Source organism: Shimia litoralis, from assembly GCF_005518135.1.
In the GTDB taxonomy this organism is placed as follows: Bacteria; Pseudomonadota; Alphaproteobacteria; order Rhodobacterales; family Rhodobacteraceae; genus Shimia_E; species Shimia_E litoralis.
This window is the reverse complement of sequence record NZ_SULI01000022.1, coordinates 13,930-30,272: the sequence shown is the minus strand read 5'-3', so window position 1 is coordinate 30,272 and position 16,343 is coordinate 13,930. Positions and strand designations below refer to the sequence as shown.

The window sequence follows — 16,343 nt, the reverse complement described above, 5'->3', positions numbered from 1 at the left end:
GAAATCGTAAAAAAGGCTTGGGTCAAAGGGCAATGGTCGGTGCGCAGGGGTCGGTGTCAGGCGTCCTGCCGTTTCACCTCTTGCTTGGCCCAGTCCATGTATTGTGCCAGGCCCGGCTCCATCGCGACCACGGGATCAAAGCCGAACCCGGTGCGTGCGGCCCCGATGTCGGCCAGGCTATGCGCCACATCCCCGGCCCGTTCGGGGCCATGCTGGATCTCGACCGGTGCATCGACATGCGCATTCACCGCCTGGGCAAGGTCCAGAATACGCATCTGCGTTCCACTGGCGACGTTGAACGCGCCCGAGGTGCCACGGTTCATGGCCGCTTTCAGGTTCGCCTGCACGACATCATCGACATGGACGAAATCGCGGGTCTGCTGGCCGTCGCCGAAAATGGTGATCGGCTCGCCCCGCAGCGCGCGGAACGCAAAGATCGGGATCACGTTGCCATAGGCATCGAACCGCTGGTTGGGACCATAGACGTTGAAATAGCGCAGGCAGATGGCCTCGATACCGTAGACATGCGCGAAGGCCAGCGACATCTTTTCGGTATAGAGTTTCGAGACCCCATAGGGCGTCAGGGGGTCGATCGGGTGATCCTCGGCGATCGGAATGGTCTTGAGTTCGCCATAGATCCCGGCCGAGGAGGACGCCACAACCTTGCGAACCCCGGCGGCCCGCGCCGCGTCCAGCACCGTCAGCGTGCCGTTCACGTTGATCCCGGTATCCTCGTCGGGGTGGTCGATCGAGCGCTTGTTGCCGACCGAGGCCGCAAGGTGAAACACCACGTCGCACCCAGAGACCGCGCGCGCGACGGCTTCGGGATCGCGGATGTCGCCCTTGATGAACTGCGCCTGGGTCAGGGCTTCGAGGTTCACGGCATGGCCGGAACTCAGATCATCGAGGATCGCCACCTCGGCGCCGTCGCGCAGCAAGGCAGCACAGATATTCGAGCCGATAAACCCCGCGCCGCCGGTCACAAGTGCTTTCATGATTCTATTCCTTTACCGTCAAAATTCTTGCTGGTCGTATTGATCAATTCACCCAAGGTTGCAACATGGGCCTGATACGCAAAGGCCTTCTCGGCTTCGGTTCGGGCGGCGCGTCTCATGGTGCTGCGCGCATCCGCACCAAGCGCAAGCGCGCGATCCAGAACCGCGCCCAGCGCCGGGGCGGTCGGTTCCGTGCATTCCAACCCCGTCTCGCCATCGCGCAGATGGTCGGCCAGGTCGCTGGTCAGGTTTGTGATGACCGGCGTGCCCAAGGCTAGGCTTTCGACAAATTTCGTCGGAAAGCCATGGGTCGAGACGCGGTTCACCGCGCGCAGGAAGACAGTAAAGTCGGCCCCGCCCACGATTTCGGTCGAGCGGGCATGGCTGACTTGCCCATGGGCGCGCAGGGTTTCGGGGATCGTGCCGCCGCGCCGTTGCAACGGTGGCCGACGGCGCAATTCCTCTTCGGTGACACCGGCGATGTCCAGAACAATCCGGCCCCTGCCGGCATCGCGTTCCAGCACGCTCTCAATCACGATATCAATCAGATCCTTGCGGCCGGGCGACCCCGAATAGGCAAGCCGCAGCTGTCCATCCGGATCGGGCACAGGATCGCGGGCGGTGATCTCGTCTGGGTCGAACAGCGGCGGAACACGCCCGACCGGCAGACCCTTCGCGCGATAGTATCCCTCGAGCGCGCGACTGATCGCCACCACCCCGTCGAGCCGCGGGATCAGTACCCGCATCGCAAACTCGGTGTTCCACAGATAGGGCGAGGTAAGGAAGCGCGGGAGGCTGGGCGCAGCATACCATTCGACAGCGTCAAACAGCAGCGCGATGCCCTTGCGCCGCGCCCACCCCGTGAACTGAAGCAGATAAGGCGAATACCCGGAATACAAGATCACCGCGTCCGGCGGCGTCTCTTGCGCGTCCAGCCATTGGCGGCTGCGCGCTCCCATGATGGCGTAGCGCGCATACCGAAGCGTCTTGTGCAGGTGTTCGGCGTCGCGCTCGTTGGTGCTGACGCAGCGGATCCCGGGCGCGACATCGAACTGCGCGCCCCGCTCATCCGGTCGCTGCCCCGAAACGATCACCACGTCATAGCCGGCCCCCGCCAGCGCCTTGGCATTGCCAAGGATACGCCGCGCCGCAGCCCCGCCCTCGGGGAATGCGACCGGGCCGACATAGGCGATCCAGGGGCGCTGCGTGCTCATACCTTGCCCCCCCGAAAGCGCCGCAGGAACCGATCAATAAAGACCCGCTCGTCCGGGCTGGCGGCCAGCCAATAGATCGCCAGACCGAAGACCGTGAGATGCACAAGCCCGCCCAACAGCAAAGCATCCCAGCCGCCCGGCAGATAGCGTTCAGCCCACAGGCCCAACGCCGTCACCACCACCGCCAGCGGCAGGATGCCCCGCGCGGTTTCGAGCCAATAGCGACCGATCTCCATACCAACCCGAAGCTTCAGCAGCAGCGCGATCAGCACATAGCCGACAAACACCGCAATCCCGGTGCTGATCGCTGCGCCAACCACGCCCCAGATCTGCAGCAGGGCCAGAGTCAGCGGGATATTCAGCAAGGCCATGACCATCGTGATGGCCGAGCGCTGCCAGTAAAGCCCCTTGACCTGCAAGATGATGTTGCGCGCATTCCCGCTGAGTTCCAGCGTATACGGCACCAGGACGGCAAGCATCACCCAATAGGCCGGTGCGAATTCAGGCCCCAGCCAAAGCACAAGGAACCGCTGACCAAAGATCGCCAGCCCACTGAGGATCACCAACAGGAACATCGCCTGGAACCTTGAAATCCGTATCATCAAATCCGTCAGCATCGTCGCATCCGCCCCTCGGTCAATCTGGCGAATGATCTCAGGGGTCATGACCCGCGAGAGAGCGGTGGCAAAGCTCATAAAATACTTGTTGAACGTCACCCCGATTGCATAAACGGCAACGGGTGCTGCGCCCAGAACAGCCCCGATCAGGATGCTGTCAAGCTTCCAAAAAAGGGTCTCGGCGATCATCACCACGAAGATCGGTGCAGCGTAGCGCGCCACACGCGTCAGGGTCTTGCGATCGGGCAATCCAATACGGACCCGCGCATCCAACACGAACGCGGCATAGACAAGCCGCAAAACGGCCTGTGTGATCACCGAAGCCGTTGACACCATGACGATCTGCACCGCCCCGCCTCCGGCCCGCAAAACGACGACCATCACCAGCGCGGACAGGACAGTTGCCGCAATCTCCATGCTGCGCAGGAAGATGAAAGATTCGGTCGCGGACAACAACGCCCCGAGCGGATTCAACGCCACGAGAAACGCCGCTCCGATCCCTGTGATCAAGATCATGGTGCTGAGCATCTCGACTTGCTCAGGCGTGTTGCTTGCTCCGAAAACCGGTTCTGCCATCAGGCTCATCGCATAGGCACCGAGCAAGATCAACGCACCAACGAGACTGTAAAGCCCCAGCATCTTGGCCAGGAACACGTCGCGCTCGACAGTATCGTTTTCGTGCGCCACGAAAAAACGCATGACGGAATCATTCATCCCGAAATCGAGAATATACAGATACGCTGCCAGCGCCCCGACCAGAGCATAGAGGCCGTAGCCATCCACTCCCAGCGACGAGACGAGGATCGGGGTGAAGAACAGCGTGACAACCAGCTTGACGAAAATCAGCAGGTAGGACAGCGCGGCACCAGAAACTCGTTTACTCATGCTGCGACCCATTGCCGAGGAACAAGGTTTCCAACCGATCCAGCTTGGCGCTGTCGTCCAGCAACGCGGCGGGATAGCCGCCCTTGGCAAGTTTCTCGCGCAGGGCTTTGTCCGTGATCAACTGGGACAAACTTGCGACGATGGCCTCTTCATCTTGGTCGACAACCAGTCCGTTGACGCCATGTGTCAACTGCTCGTCGATGCCGGACACGCGGGTTGCGATGACCGGTTTTTCAAGCACCCGCGCCTCGTTGACCACGCCGCACAGCCCTTCGTAATTCGACAACATGGCGACGATGTCGGCCGCGCGATACGCCGGAAAGGGGTTCTTCAGGCTGCCTAGCAGCGTCATACAATCACCGATCCCCAGCGCGTCAATCTCGGCTTTCAGCGCAGCGCGATCCGCGCCTTCACCAGCGATATACCAGTGAAACCGATGCCCGTTGCGTTTCAAGGCGGAACAGGCGCGCGCCATGCGGAAAAGCCCTTTGGCCCGGTCGTTCAGGCGGCAGACGCTCAGGATTGTGACCTCTCCGTCGGGGCCTTGGCCGAAAGGCGCGGGCTCAAGATCTGCCTGGCTGCGCATCTTTGCAGAGTCAAGAATATTGTGGACCACAACATCCTTTCCCCCGGCCTCGGGGACCTGCTGCTCGAGCGATCGACGCGAGACGTCCGAGACGCAGATGAAATAGTCGATTCCGTCCGCCGCTGACCTGAGTGCCTTGGTCACGCGCCCCGTCGGATCGGCTCCCAACAGGTCGCTTCTGATCCATATCGCGCGGGTGCGGGCGCGAACGACCTTGCGAACGAAACCGCTCGGTGTGCCCATCAAAAGCACGGCAGCCGCATCATACCGACGAAACAAAAACGGCAACATTCGCAGCCCGCCAATCAGGCGCATCGCGCCATACGAGAAAAGGTCTGGCAGGGCGCGCATTTTGGCGATTGCCCCGCGGGCTTTGGTAAATCGGTGGCCATAGGCGCGCGGCCGCAGGCGCACCAGCTTGACGCGCAGATCGACCTCGGACTCAAGCGTACCGCCCCCCGTTGTAAGGATCAACGTCACATCCCAGCCCCGGTCACACAACGCCTTGATCATGCGCAAGCTGGATTTCTCGGCCCCGCCGACGTTCAGGACGGGGTAATGAAACAAGACGCGCTTCATGCTTGCCCTCGTGAACGCAACCAACCACGAACATCGCGCAGGATGCGCTTGTGCCACGGACCACCATAGGCCCGGGCGACAGCACGGATCAGCGCGGGATCCTCTGTCACGGGTTCCAGCCGGTATGGTCGGGGCGCGTTCAGGGCACGTGCGTTCACGTCTTGGCCCCCACGCGTATGAACCCCACTGCCATCGTAGCCGATGTTCCGCACCCGGTTGCGAATCGGATAGATCGTGTGCCGCCCTGTAAGGGTCTGCCACAGCCCGAACCGGATCGACCATGAGTCGATCTTGCCCGCCAGTTGGCGGCGCAAACGGTCGGCGCGGTCATTGCCCGCTGCATTGAACCGACGACGCAGAGCCGGATCGTGCCAAATCCGCGCCGCATCACGAGCGTCCCAGTCAACGTCGCGCCAGCGATCGGCCCAGGTTGCCCAACATTGGCTGCAATTGCGCGGGATTGCCATCACGTCATGCGGGTAGTCCACTGGCGCGGCCCCAAGAGGCGAAAAGCCCGTGACCGACCCCACAAACGCATCCGAGGCGTAGAAATCCAGACAATCATTCATGAACGCTAGGAAATCGGGGGACACTACGACATCATCCTCGACGATGATGGCGCGCCCGGCGCCCTCGATCACCGCGCTGACACCGCCGATGATGGACCGTGCCAAACCCTTGTTGGCTTCGGAAAGCTCGATGCGAACCGACCGGAAGCGATCAGTCCAAACCGTATCAATGGCCACCGCGTGCACGGCATCGATCTTGGCGCGGTCGGCATTCGGTTTTGGGCCGTCGCAGAAAATCACGAGGTCGCTTTCCATGGCCCCCTGCGCCCGGGCGAGATGGTTCAGCGTCTGCGACAGGTGTTCCGGCCGGTTATAGGCGAACACGATGATCGGAGCGTGTTGGATCATGATTGCCCCTCCAATTGTTCTGCCATGATCACCTTGTAGGCGGCGATCAGATCGGCCAGATTGTTATCGGGATCGTGGGTTTGCAAGGCCCGCGCACGCGCCGCCGTTGACAGGTGGCCCGCCAGCTCCGGATCTTCGAAGATGCGGCGGATCTGGAGGGCCAGCATTGCAGGATCGTCGGGGCGGTAGAACAGCGCCTCGACCTCGTCGCCGGCCATCGACGGCGCGCCGCCGGCATAGGCCGAAACGGTCGGCACGCCGAGTATCATCGCCTCACCCAGCGTGTTGGGGCTGTTCTCGATGATCGAGGCCATCAAGCAGACATGCGAACGCGCCATCCGGTCGACCATCTGCCGGGCGTTCAGGACACCGGTGAACCGAACGTTCTCTTCAACCCCCAGCTTGCGGATCAGGTCCAGCAAATAGACCGGATAGCCGACATGGCGCTTTGGGGACTGCCACGGCAGTTTGCGCGGGTCTTGCCCGGCCATGTATAGGGTCGCCTGGGGAAAGTCGGACAAGAGCTGGGCCAGTGCCTTGACGGCGACATGGGCACCTTTGCGCGGCGATGCGCCGTTGCCGACGAAGATCGAAAACGGCTCGCACGCGGTCCCGGCCCAGGACGATGTGTAGAACTCGTCGCGCAGGATCCGTGAACAATGGTGATAGCGAGCTTGCGGCGACAGGGCCTTGGCCTGTGCGCGATCCCAGAGCGTTCGCCCCATGATGTGATTTGCCAAGCGCATCGCCTCACGCTCGGATGGTAAGCGCGGGGCGAATTGGCGCTGCCGCTGGAACAGCAGGGCCATCGCCGTCAGCATCAGCCGCGGCCGCAAGGGGTTGAGCATCGAGAAGATCGGCAGGAACCCCAGCTCGTAACTAGCATAACCGTTCAACACCCCCTGCATCGACAACAGCCGCGGCCCCGCCCAGGTGTTCAGAAAGCGCCGTGCGTGGCGCATCTCGGCGCCTTCAACATGCAGGATATCGGGGGCGAATTCGGTCAGAACCCGGTCGACATCGGCCTGGGCAACGTCAAAGCGGTCCTTTTGCTGCGGAAGCGCGAAATAAGTGATGCCCTCGACCTGAACTTTCTGGAACTGACGGGATTCGGACCGCATGGCGACCGCGATCTCGAAGCCGGGCAGACGGCCCAGTCGGCTGGTCATCAAGGTCAGCCAACCGCCGAACGGGGCGGGCGCAAGCCCGAGTTGCGGTGCCGCGGCCGGCAGATCGATATTCGAGGTCCAGAGAATGCGGATGGGGCGGTCGGTCATCTGAGGCCTCGCAGGTTTTCAAGAAATTCGCGGGCCTCGCGCTGCAATGCGCGCATGTCAAAGGGGTTCTCGGCGCGGCAGGCGGCGACCATCGCGGCGCGCTCCTCCGGCGTCAGGCAGATGGCCCGGCGCAAGGCGTCATCGACATCCGCATCGACGATGCTGCGCGCCATGATCCCGTTTTCGCCATCGCGCAAATACAGCGGGATATCGCTGGTGGGGTTCGAAATCACCGGGACACCCAGCGTCGCCGCTTCGACATATTTCGTGGCGAAACCGGTGTTCGATACCCGATTAGGCTGACGAAAGAAGACCGAAAAATCAGCCGAGCGCAGCAAGGTCAGGGAATCGGCATGCGGAATCCGACCCAGGAACTGCAGTCGGCCGCCAAGCCGGTCCAGTTGGTCACGGTGTCCGGGCATCGTTTGCAGATACTGCGCCTCGGTGATGCCCGCGACTGAAATGCGGAAATCGTGCCCTTCGGCGGCCAGCCTTGCCAACGAGGCGATCATGACTGGCAGCCGATCCTTGTGCATCCCCATGCCCGGAGAGCCGGAATACACAAGATGCGCCCGCCGCGCAGGGTCGGGAGCCGGGCTGCGCTGCCATTCGGGACGCGTTGTGTCCAGAACGAAGGGCCACAGAACCGTGTGCTGCCTCGCGACATGCGCCTGAAACCACCGCGACGCGCAACTGACATTGCCCGCCAACCGCGTCAGGACCCGCATACGTATCGTAACGCCGGCCAACCGCCACAGGTTCCGCAGGATCTTGCGACCTTCCCAACCATACCATTCGGTGCAATCAAGGATCGGCGCAATGCCCCGCCGCCGCGCCTGACGGATCATCGACCACGCACCGCGCGCCGGGTAATTGTAGCACAGGACCGCAAGCACACGGTCAGCGCCTTGTTCATCGACAACCTGCACAAGTGGGTCAGCGCTAACGACATAGCTGACGCATGAACGATCGACGATCGGCCGCTGAATATCGCGGCACATCACGCCATCGATTTCCAACCCGTCCGGGCTGCGCGCTGCAGCGGGCGGGGACTTGAACTTGCCCATGACGATCACCTGATAGCCAAGGCTCTGGATCATTTGCGCCAAACCCAAAGCCCGGACAGCCGAGGCATTGCGCGTATCCAGCCCATAGCCACCCGCAAGGATTACGATGTTACGCATGGGCTGCCTCGCTTCGGATCTGTACTTTGGGGCTCGGTCGCGAATTCATCGCCGAGTAGACCAAGGGGTAGATGATGAAAATCGTGATCCCTGCCGCCATGAAGTGCTTGTTCAATCCGAAGACCAGCAAGACGGCGGCCAAAGTCCCAAGGGCGACACCCGCCCCTCCGGACACGGCATGCAGGCTCCGCAGCGCGCGGATCTGAACGAAGGAGACGAGATAAACCAAAATGGCCCCAATCACCACGCCCCAGCGGGCAAAAGCGTCCAGAATCGTCGAGTGTTTGCCCACGTCGGTATAGTCCAACACACCCCAAAGCGGAGAAGCGAGGAACAGCTTGGCACTACGCACATAGCGTTCGATCCGATCTTGCGCCGTCCCAGACACATCGTCGGTTTGCAATGCGGCCAGCATATCGTTGATCTTGAGCGTGTAGTTGGTTTCCTCGGCATAGTTGCGCAACACTAGCAGAACCTCGATAATAAGCGCCTCGCCGAAGAGGACCAGAAAGAATATTGCGAACACCGCCGCAAGCAGTCGCAGATTGCTAAGGCGCCACAGAATGAGCGTCAGCGACAAGACAACGGCCAGAACCAGAACGGCTGTCGAGAATTGCGAGCGAACGATCAAAGTGATGGAAACCGCCGTCAGATACCAGATTGTCAGTCGGGGAAGCAGGGGAATTGTTTTCATGAAACGCGGCGGCTGAAGCCGATCAATCAGGCGCGGCCTCAACGACAAGATTGTCAGTGCCGGCAGCAAAAGCACGGCGCCATACGCCATTGCATAGCCCCCTACCCCCAGAGCACTAAGTGCTTCCGCTTCTGCACCCGAGCGAACAAGAACGCGCATCGCCCGCGCGTCGACCATCGAGAGGTAAGCAAGTGTCGAGCTCATCCAGATGACGTTCAGGCAGATCACAAGCCAGAAAACCGTATAGAGGCTAGCCATCTCGTTGCGGCGTGCCTGCTGCGCCAACAGGAAGAACAGCATGATATAGAGCTGACTACTGCTGATAATTCCACTGACGCCTCGGGTCAGAACCTCCAACAGAATTGTGTAGACCAAATAAACGAACACCAAAAACACGGGCAAGGTAGGCGCACGCACGATCCCACGCGGCCTATATGCTTCGATCAATAGCCACCCCCCCACGGCACTCAACGATGCCAGGCGCGCGACGCCACTATACGCCAGCGGCGGCGTCAAAGCCCAGACGCACACCACCATCACGCAGGCATTCTGTATTGCCATGGGAGTGACTTTGATCTTCACGCGACCCCCTAATGACGACCAAAGCGGGACATCGGACCGCCGCTTGAAAACAGTAGGCTACCCAAGTATCGCGCGCCATCTTGCGTCAGGTGCCGGTTGTCGTGCGAAATCATCCCGCCACTCGGCGTGAAGACGCGGCAAGCCTCGGGTGACTCGCAGATCAGATCCATGACATCGACAAATTCAGCCTCGATCGGGGCCTCGGCCAGGATCGCGTTCACCTCTGCGGTGGCAGAATCCAGCGGCTGCCGATAATCACGCAGGTCTTGCAGCGTCATGGTTTCGAAGCTGCGCATTCCGGGGGTGGTGAAATACTTGCTGCCGATGACAATTACCTGAGTCTCGTCGCGCAGGTTAAGAGCCGCAAGCGTTTGTGGTAACTGATGCGCAGCCCAATCCCGCCAGAAGAACGCGAGGATCACGATATCAGCCTCTTGCGCCCGAGAGAGCGTGAAATCGTTCACCCGGTTGTCACGCGTCGCGCACCGGAGGCTGTCGCCGGGAGCAATTCCACCCTCGGGCACGGCCCCATCGAGGTGGAACTGACAGCGGGCAGCGATGTTATCCGCCGAGATCTGATAGTCTGCGAACGCATCGCTTTCGCGGATCACATTGTAGAAATCCTGCGAAAAGCTGTCGCCGATCAGCAAGATACGCGGCTGGTTCCCGGAAAATTCCTGATCGCGAACTTCGGCACTGTGGCGGGTGCGGACATACTTCCCGCGCTCTGCCGCCGAAACCGCCAGCATGGACCCTATATGCTCTGGGTATCGGTTAACCAATCCCCGGCTGGCCACAAAGAACACGCCGGTAGCACCCACCAAGCCGAGACACGCCACCGTCGCAAGCAGGACTTTGACCTGAGTCATGAAGGAGCGGTTTCGGAACGGGCGTTCGACATATCGCCAACTGATCCACCCCATGGCGACCGATGCGACAACCATCACACCCAGACCAACGGCGCTTGCGTCCTCACCGGCTTGAACGCGATACAGGGCCAACAGCGGCTGATGCCACAGATACAAACTGTAGCTGATCAGCCCGAAGAACACCAAAACCTTGAGCGTTAACAAGCGTCCGATCCATGTGCCCGGCCCGGCGGAGATCAGCAGCAGTGCGGTTCCCAGCGTCGAAGGGATTGCCCAGACGCCGGGAAAAGGCGTGTCTTCGGTGATAAACACGACGCTGCCTGCGATCATAAGAAGGCCCAGCCATCCAATCGGGTCTTGAAGGGGCGCAGACACCCTTTTGCCTTTTGCCCAGACCACCGACGCCAATGCGCCGATCATCAACTCCCATGCCCGAGAGGGCAGCAGGTAGTAATTAGCAGTTGCCGCATATTTCGTGCCCATCTCGGCAATGAACAGGCTTGCCGCAATAGAGATCAAGATCAGGGCCAAAATCGCCCGGTGACGACCCAGCCACCATGCGGCCCACAGAGCCGGAGGCACGAGGATATAATACTGCTCTTCTACCGCGAGGCTCCAGGTATGAAGCAACGCGTTTGTTTCCCCCGGACCGCCGAAATAGCCGCCTTGCAACCAAAGCGAGACGTTCGACAAAAACACCGCAGACGCTGCGGCATTGACGCCAAACTCGATCAACGACGCAGGCCAGAGGATGAAACCTGCCAGCACGGATACGATCGCCAGCATGAAGAACAATGCTGGAACAAGGCGGCGCGCCCGTCTTTCGTAAAAACCGAGGATCGAGACACGCCCGGTCACTTCAAGCTCGGTCACCAGAAGAGTCGTGATGAGGTAACCGGAAATCACAAAAAACACGTCCACGCCGACGAAGCCCCCGGAAAAGCCCGGAACGCCCGCGTGGAACAAGATCACGGGCAGCACCGCGAAGGCGCGCAGCCCGTCGATCTCGGGTCGATAGGCATGCGCCCGATCAGACACCGTAGTAATCCCGATACCAGCGCACGAAACGGGCGACGCCTTCGCGGAACGGGGTTTGCGGGCGATAGCCGGTGAGTTGTTGCAGCACCGAGGCGTCGGCCCAGGTTGCGGGCACGTCGCCGGTTTGCATCGGCATATAGTTGCGGATCGCTTTCTGGCCGATCTCCTCTTCGATCGCCTCGATGAAATCGAGCAATCGCACCTTGTCGGAATTGCCGATATTCACCACACGGAAGGGCGCAGCCGGTGACAGGCTGTCACCCTCGACCGCCGTTTCGATCCCCCCCGGCACGGCATCGATCAACAGGCGAATCGCCCGCACGAGGTCTGTCACGTAGGTGAAGTCGCGCCACATGTCGCCGTTGTTGTAGATGTCGATCGGCGTTTCTTCTAGGATGCCCTTGGTGAACTTAAATAGCGCCATGTCAGGGCGGCCCCAGGGGCCATAGACCGTGAAGAAACGGAACATCGTGGTCGGCAGGTCGTAGATATGCGCATAGGAATGGCCCATAGACTCGTTGGCCTTCTTGGTCGCAGCATAGATCGTGAGCTGTGTATCGGCCTTCTGCGTTTCGGAGAAGGGCATCTCGGTGTTGGCGCCATAGGCTGAACTGGTCGAGGCCATCAAGAGGTGCTTGACCGGCACCGCACGCGCGGCCTCCATCACGTTGAAGGTGCCGACAATGTTGGCATCGACATAGGCGCGCGGATTTTCAAGGCTGTAGCGAACACCGGCCTGTGCCGCCAGATGCACGATCACGTCGGGCTGGGCCTGCGCGATAGCGCACTGCACGGCGTCGTTGTCCTCGAGCATCGCCTGCGTGAACGAAAAGCGCGGGTGCTGGCGCAGCATTTCCAGCCGTCGCTCCTTGAGCCGAACGTCATAGTAATCGGTCATGCCATCAAGGCTGGCGACGGCCCAGCCTTCCTGCAGCAACAATTCCGCCAGATGAAAGCCGATGAACCCGCCTGTTCCAGTGATGAATGCTGTTCTCAACGTCCCACTCCTACATACTTCTTGAAACCGGCCGATTTTGCCGCGTCCCTATTATAGATGTTGCGCAGGTCGGCCATGGCCGGCGCGGTCATGCCGGAGGCCAGCCGTGCAAGGTCAAGCGCGCGGAAAGCGTTCCACTCGGTGAGGATGACGATTGCGTCCGCCCCGTCACACGCCGAGTAAGGGTCTCCTATCCAATCTACCCCCGGTAGCAAGGCCATACCTTCTTTCTGCCCTTGTGGATCCACGACCCGAACCTTGGCACCGCCCTCCACGAGAGCCGGGACAATCGTCAGGGACGGCGCGTCGCGCATGTCGTCGGTTTCGGGTTTGAAGGTGACGCCAAGCACCGCGATGGTCTTGTCGTTGACTGATCCGCCGCAGAGATCAACCACCTTGTCGATCATCCGACGCTTGGTCGCATCATTGACCATGACGGCTGACTCAACGATGCGCTGAGGCACGCCGTTCTCTTGCCCGATCCTTGTCAGCGCAGAGGTGTCCTTGGGAAAGCAAGAGCCACCATAACCCGGGCCGGCATGGAGGAACTTGTTGCCGATACGCCCGTCCAACCCCATGCCCCGCGCAACGGTCTTCACGTCGGCACCAACCCGTTCGCAGAGGGCGGCGATATCGTTGATGAAACTGATCTTTGTGGCGAGAAAGGCATTCGCCGCGTATTTGATCATTTCGGCGGTTTCGAGGTCTGTATAGACGACCGGGAAGTCGCGCAGGTAGAGGGGGCGATACACCTCGCTCATCACCGATTGCGCGCGCTCGCTTTCGACGCCGACGACGACCCGGTCGGGTTTCATGAAGTCTTCGATCGCCGCGCCTTCGCGCAGGAACTCAGGGTTCGAGGCCACGTCGAAATCAGCCTTTGGATTAGCGGCACGGATCGTTTCGGCGACTTTGCGATTGGTCCCGAGGGGCACGGTCGATTTGGTCACGACGACGGCATAATCTGTAAGCGCATGCGCGATGTCTTCCGCAGCCGCCATCACAAAGCTCAGGTCCGCGTGACCGTCGCCCCGACGGGTCGGCGTTCCGACGGCAATGAAGACAGCATCCGCCCCGGAAACCGCGGTTGCGAGGTCAGTCGTGAAGGTCAGGCGTCCGACTGCGACATTACGCTCGAGCACGGCGTCGAGGCCAGGCTCGTAGATCGGCACCCCTCCACGTTCAAGCATCGCAATTTTGTCGGGCATCTTATCGACGCAGACGACGTCATGCCCGAAATCGGAGAAACAGACGCCTGATACCAGTCCAACATAGCCGGTTCCAATCATGGCTATCTTCATCGTTACTCAATCCTAATATCGCGCACCGGGATGAAAAATCACTTCTTCAGGGTGCTTAGTTTGAAAAAAGTCGCTTCGGTTGAGGCGCACACTGTGGTCTCAGGCTTCTGGCGACCAGCTCCCAAGGTGTAGCCGTCTTCTGGCAGTTCGTTCTTGAGGGCTTCAATTTCTTTTTGAAGGGCTTCGTATTCTTCAATCTTTCTTGATAGGAACGCCCGGGTCACCGCTGCCTTTCGTACGATTCCTTTCGGCGTCAAAACATATGCATATCGCCGTTTGTCTGCAGCCGCTGTGAAATCCCCCAATTTCACCAGCCCTTTGTCGATCAGGGCGTTCAGCACGTAGTGAATCCCGCCGACACTGACGCCGACCGCTTCTGCCAGCTCCCGCTGGGACATCTCAGGGTTTTCTTGTAGAATGCGAAGCACGCGAAAATGCGTGTCCTCCTGCAGCTTGGTGCGCTTGCTAGTCATTCTGGGGTTTTCTCAGGCTACCGCACAAGGACTGCCCGCAGGGCGCCTTGTTGGATGCAAAGGTAATGATGAGAATAGTTTCCACATCGCTCAATTCCGAGCGGTAGCAAATGCTGCGTTCGCAAACAAGAGGGAATTTCGGAATTTCAGAGGCTTTCGTCACTTAGGACGCTTAAGTAGCCACCAACCCTCAGGGGCTGGCCCAACCAGAGGCGGACCTCACTTGCTTTGAGGACATCAGCGGGCCTTCAACTGCGCCACCAATAGATAGCCTGCTTATGTGACAAGTTCATAGCTGAGCGACCCCGCCATCATGGGCGCCGTGGTTCGCCAACATCGGCCAGGCGAAGCAGCTGCCCCACGAGACCCAGCCCCCTGTCGCTCGGAAATCAAGCATCCGAACCAATATGCTGCAAGCTCATCCCGGAGTGAGCCCATCATCCGAGTGGGCCATCCATTCCTGGGGCCGACACCGCATTACTGTCGTTCTTCGCCAGTTGGGCTTGTGCTGTCGCTTCGGCAGCGCTCGGCCAATCCGCCCGCTCGGCCTGTCCAACAGCTTCCTCCATGCTGACCGTGTTCAACACCAGTTCGAACTGCTCGAGGATCTCGGACGCGTGCCGCGCCACGTAGGACCGTACGGCCTCGTTCTCCATCAGTTTTTTCAGGTAGCCCTTAGCGACGCCCAAGTTTAGCAGCTCGGACCCGTAGTTTTCTTCGGCGTGTTTATACTTTTCCTGAACCTGACTCATCTCGCGCTCAAGCTTGACGATCTGCTCGAGCGGATCGCCCTTGGGCTGTTCGGGCTGTGGCGGCTTGTAATCGGTACGCTGTTCGGGTGGTCTTGTCCCGCTTGCGTTCCGGTCTCTGAACTCATTTATGCGGCCTTTCGTTCGAATGCCAAGGGGCTTTTTCCACCCAGCGATGAATGGCGACGACGCGGATTGTAGAACCCATTGATATATTGGAATATCGCGCCCTCGGCCTGACGGCGTGTGTCCCAACGGTTGCGCCAGATTAGCTCAGCCTTGATGGACTTGAAGAACGTTTCAACCATCGAATTGAAGCTCCTATATTCGTCAAGCAGCGATTTTGGCTGTTTTAGGCACACAGAGCTGGCTGTAGATTTCGCGGACGATGTAGCGCTTCAGGCAACGAATAATCTCGCTTTTGCTCTTTCCGTCTTTTGTGCGTTTCTTGACATATGCAAGCGTTGGTTCGTGGCTTCTCATTCTGATGATGGCCACACGATATAGAGCGGCGTTGGCTTGTCGATTGCCGCCTCTGTTCAATCGGAACCGATGTGTTTTGCCACTGGATGCCGGAATTGGACAAACACCGCAGAGCTTTGCAAACGCAGCTTCCGAGCGGATGCGCGTTGGATCGTCGCCAACCAAGATCAGCATCTCTGAGACTGTCAGCGTCGCAATACCATGAGATGCCATCAAGTTTGGGGCACGTTCAGTGGCAAACCGCTCCAGTTCCTTGTCGTGTGATATGATCTCTTCATGCAACCACAACCAACGGCGGGCTAAAGCACGCATAGCCGCTTTGGCAGAGGCCATTGTATTATCGATTTTCCTTGGCCTGAAGGCAGCAATGTGGCGGATCAAACCGACCTTGCCTCCTATTTGATCCAGTGCCTCGCGGAGATCGGCAGGTGCGTTGATGATCAACGTCTTCAGTGTCACCATCGCCTGTGAGCGTGATTTGACAGCTGTATCGCGGGCAATCTTCAAATGCCGGATCATCTCTGACGATCCCGATTGTGTCTTGGGCCGTGCTGCTGCCTGACCTGACAGAACGGATCTGGCAGCGCCCTCTGCATCCAAGCTGTCTGTCTTGCCCTGCGTATATCGCAGTTGACGGTTTGGCCGCGTAACTTCGACGACGTTGTGCCCCTGATCCAGCAAGGATCGGGAAAGCCCTGCGCCATAGGAGCCAGTTCCTTCAATTCCAAAGGCTTGAACTTTGCCAAGAGATTGAGACCAGCGTTCAACTTCCAGATATCCTTTTGGATTGGCGGGAATTGTAAGTGCGGCCAATCGGGTGCCTTGCGTATCAATCGCAACAGCGACATGTGTTGCTTTATGCGTATCAATACCGATGATTACTGGATGTTTGGTCTTCATGAT

At 59.8% G+C, this 16,343-nt stretch carries 14 protein-coding genes and 1 pseudogene; all 15 read right to left on the bottom strand.

Annotated elements, in window-relative coordinates:
- Nucleotides 1-56: 56 nt before the first annotated feature.
- The gene (locus tag FAP39_RS14295; RefSeq protein WP_138017062.1) at nucleotides 57-995 is read right to left on the bottom strand and encodes an SDR family NAD(P)-dependent oxidoreductase; all 939 of its coding nucleotides are present in this window, start codon (nucleotides 993-995) and stop codon (nucleotides 57-59) included.
- Nucleotides 992-2,209 (bottom strand): glycosyltransferase, encoded by a 1,218-nt coding sequence (locus FAP39_RS14290; RefSeq protein WP_138017061.1) that lies wholly within the window; start codon nucleotides 2,207-2,209, stop codon nucleotides 992-994. Before FAP39_RS14290 ends, FAP39_RS14295 begins: the two co-directional genes overlap by 4 nt.
- Nucleotides 2,206-3,711 (bottom strand): oligosaccharide flippase family protein, encoded by a 1,506-nt coding sequence (locus tag FAP39_RS14285; RefSeq protein ID WP_171006874.1) that lies wholly within the window; start codon nucleotides 3,709-3,711, stop codon nucleotides 2,206-2,208. The genes FAP39_RS14290 and FAP39_RS14285 overlap by 4 nt, the downstream gene beginning before the upstream one ends.
- Nucleotides 3,704-4,876, bottom strand: a complete 1,173-nt coding sequence (locus FAP39_RS14280) for a glycosyltransferase (RefSeq protein ID WP_171006873.1) — start codon at nucleotides 4,874-4,876, stop codon at nucleotides 3,704-3,706. Before FAP39_RS14280 ends, FAP39_RS14285 begins: the two co-directional genes overlap by 8 nt.
- Nucleotides 4,873-5,793 (bottom strand): glycosyltransferase family A protein, encoded by a 921-nt coding sequence (locus FAP39_RS14275; RefSeq protein ID WP_138017058.1) that lies wholly within the window; start codon nucleotides 5,791-5,793, stop codon nucleotides 4,873-4,875. Before FAP39_RS14275 ends, FAP39_RS14280 begins: the two co-directional genes overlap by 4 nt.
- Nucleotides 5,790-7,070 carry a glycosyltransferase family 4 protein gene (locus FAP39_RS14270; RefSeq protein WP_138017057.1) on the bottom strand — a complete coding sequence of 427 codons (1,281 nt, stop codon included), beginning with the start codon at nucleotides 7,068-7,070 and terminating at the stop codon, nucleotides 5,790-5,792. Before FAP39_RS14270 ends, FAP39_RS14275 begins: the two co-directional genes overlap by 4 nt.
- Nucleotides 7,067-8,254, bottom strand: a complete 1,188-nt coding sequence (locus FAP39_RS14265; RefSeq protein WP_138017056.1) for a glycosyltransferase — start codon at nucleotides 8,252-8,254, stop codon at nucleotides 7,067-7,069. Before FAP39_RS14265 ends, FAP39_RS14270 begins: the two co-directional genes overlap by 4 nt.
- Nucleotides 8,247-9,509 carry a hypothetical protein gene (locus tag FAP39_RS14260; RefSeq protein WP_138017055.1) on the bottom strand — a complete coding sequence of 421 codons (1,263 nt, stop codon included), beginning with the start codon at nucleotides 9,507-9,509 and terminating at the stop codon, nucleotides 8,247-8,249. Before FAP39_RS14260 ends, FAP39_RS14265 begins: the two co-directional genes overlap by 8 nt.
- A gap of 29 nt (nucleotides 9,510-9,538) precedes the next feature.
- On the bottom strand, nucleotides 9,539-11,437 hold the full coding sequence (locus tag FAP39_RS14255) for an acyltransferase family protein (RefSeq protein WP_171006872.1): 1,899 nt from the start codon (nucleotides 11,435-11,437) through the stop codon (nucleotides 9,539-9,541).
- On the bottom strand, nucleotides 11,430-12,434 hold the full coding sequence (locus FAP39_RS14250; RefSeq protein WP_138017053.1) for an SDR family NAD(P)-dependent oxidoreductase: 1,005 nt from the start codon (nucleotides 12,432-12,434) through the stop codon (nucleotides 11,430-11,432). The genes FAP39_RS14255 and FAP39_RS14250 overlap by 8 nt, the downstream gene beginning before the upstream one ends.
- Nucleotides 12,431-13,735: a UDP-glucose dehydrogenase family protein gene (locus FAP39_RS14245; protein WP_138017052.1), complete on the bottom strand. Its 1,305-nt coding sequence runs from the start codon at nucleotides 13,733-13,735 to the stop codon at nucleotides 12,431-12,433. Before FAP39_RS14245 ends, FAP39_RS14250 begins: the two co-directional genes overlap by 4 nt.
- A gap of 38 nt (nucleotides 13,736-13,773) precedes the next feature.
- The gene (locus tag FAP39_RS14240) at nucleotides 13,774-14,208 is read right to left on the bottom strand and encodes a MarR family EPS-associated transcriptional regulator (protein WP_138017051.1); all 435 of its coding nucleotides are present in this window, start codon (nucleotides 14,206-14,208) and stop codon (nucleotides 13,774-13,776) included.
- A 437-nt stretch (nucleotides 14,209-14,645) separates the two neighbouring features.
- The gene (locus tag FAP39_RS14235; RefSeq protein ID WP_281280270.1) at nucleotides 14,646-14,981 is read right to left on the bottom strand and encodes a plasmid partitioning protein RepB C-terminal domain-containing protein; all 336 of its coding nucleotides are present in this window, start codon (nucleotides 14,979-14,981) and stop codon (nucleotides 14,646-14,648) included.
- Nucleotides 14,982-15,085: 104 nt separating this feature from the next.
- Nucleotides 15,086-15,271 (bottom strand): annotated as a pseudogene (locus tag FAP39_RS14230) (IS3 family transposase); the annotation flags it as partial.
- Nucleotides 15,272-15,287: 16 nt separating this feature from the next.
- Nucleotides 15,288-16,340 carry an IS110 family RNA-guided transposase gene (locus FAP39_RS14225; RefSeq protein ID WP_138017049.1) on the bottom strand — a complete coding sequence of 351 codons (1,053 nt, stop codon included), beginning with the start codon at nucleotides 16,338-16,340 and terminating at the stop codon, nucleotides 15,288-15,290.
- Nucleotides 16,341-16,343 lie beyond the last annotated feature (3 nt).

Excerpts from the sequence above, each read along its gene's own strand:
- FAP39_RS14245 (WP_138017052.1), bottom strand. The coding sequence starts at position 13,735 with ATGAAGATAGCCATGATTGGAACCGGCTATGTTGGACTGGTATCAGGC.
- FAP39_RS14290 (WP_138017061.1), bottom strand. The coding sequence starts at position 2,209 with ATGAGCACGCAGCGCCCCTGGATCGCCTATGTCGGCCCGGTCGCATTC.
- FAP39_RS14240 (WP_138017051.1), bottom strand. The coding sequence starts at position 14,208 with ATGACTAGCAAGCGCACCAAGCTGCAGGAGGACACGCATTTTCGCGTG.
- FAP39_RS14275 (WP_138017058.1), bottom strand. The coding sequence starts at position 5,793 with ATGATCCAACACGCTCCGATCATCGTGTTCGCCTATAACCGGCCGGAA.
- FAP39_RS14280 (WP_171006873.1), bottom strand. The coding sequence starts at position 4,876 with ATGAAGCGCGTCTTGTTTCATTACCCCGTCCTGAACGTCGGCGGGGCC.
- FAP39_RS14265 (WP_138017056.1), bottom strand. The coding sequence starts at position 8,254 with ATGCGTAACATCGTAATCCTTGCGGGTGGCTATGGGCTGGATACGCGC.
- FAP39_RS14260 (WP_138017055.1), bottom strand. The coding sequence starts at position 9,509 with ATGGCAATACAGAATGCCTGCGTGATGGTGGTGTGCGTCTGGGCTTTG.
- FAP39_RS14285 (WP_171006874.1), bottom strand. The coding sequence starts at position 3,711 with ATGAGTAAACGAGTTTCTGGTGCCGCGCTGTCCTACCTGCTGATTTTC.
- FAP39_RS14225 (WP_138017049.1), bottom strand. The coding sequence starts at position 16,340 with ATGAAGACCAAACATCCAGTAATCATCGGTATTGATACGCATAAAGCA.
- FAP39_RS14295 (WP_138017062.1), bottom strand. The coding sequence starts at position 995 with ATGAAAGCACTTGTGACCGGCGGCGCGGGGTTTATCGGCTCGAATATC.
- FAP39_RS14270 (WP_138017057.1), bottom strand. The coding sequence starts at position 7,070 with ATGACCGACCGCCCCATCCGCATTCTCTGGACCTCGAATATCGATCTG.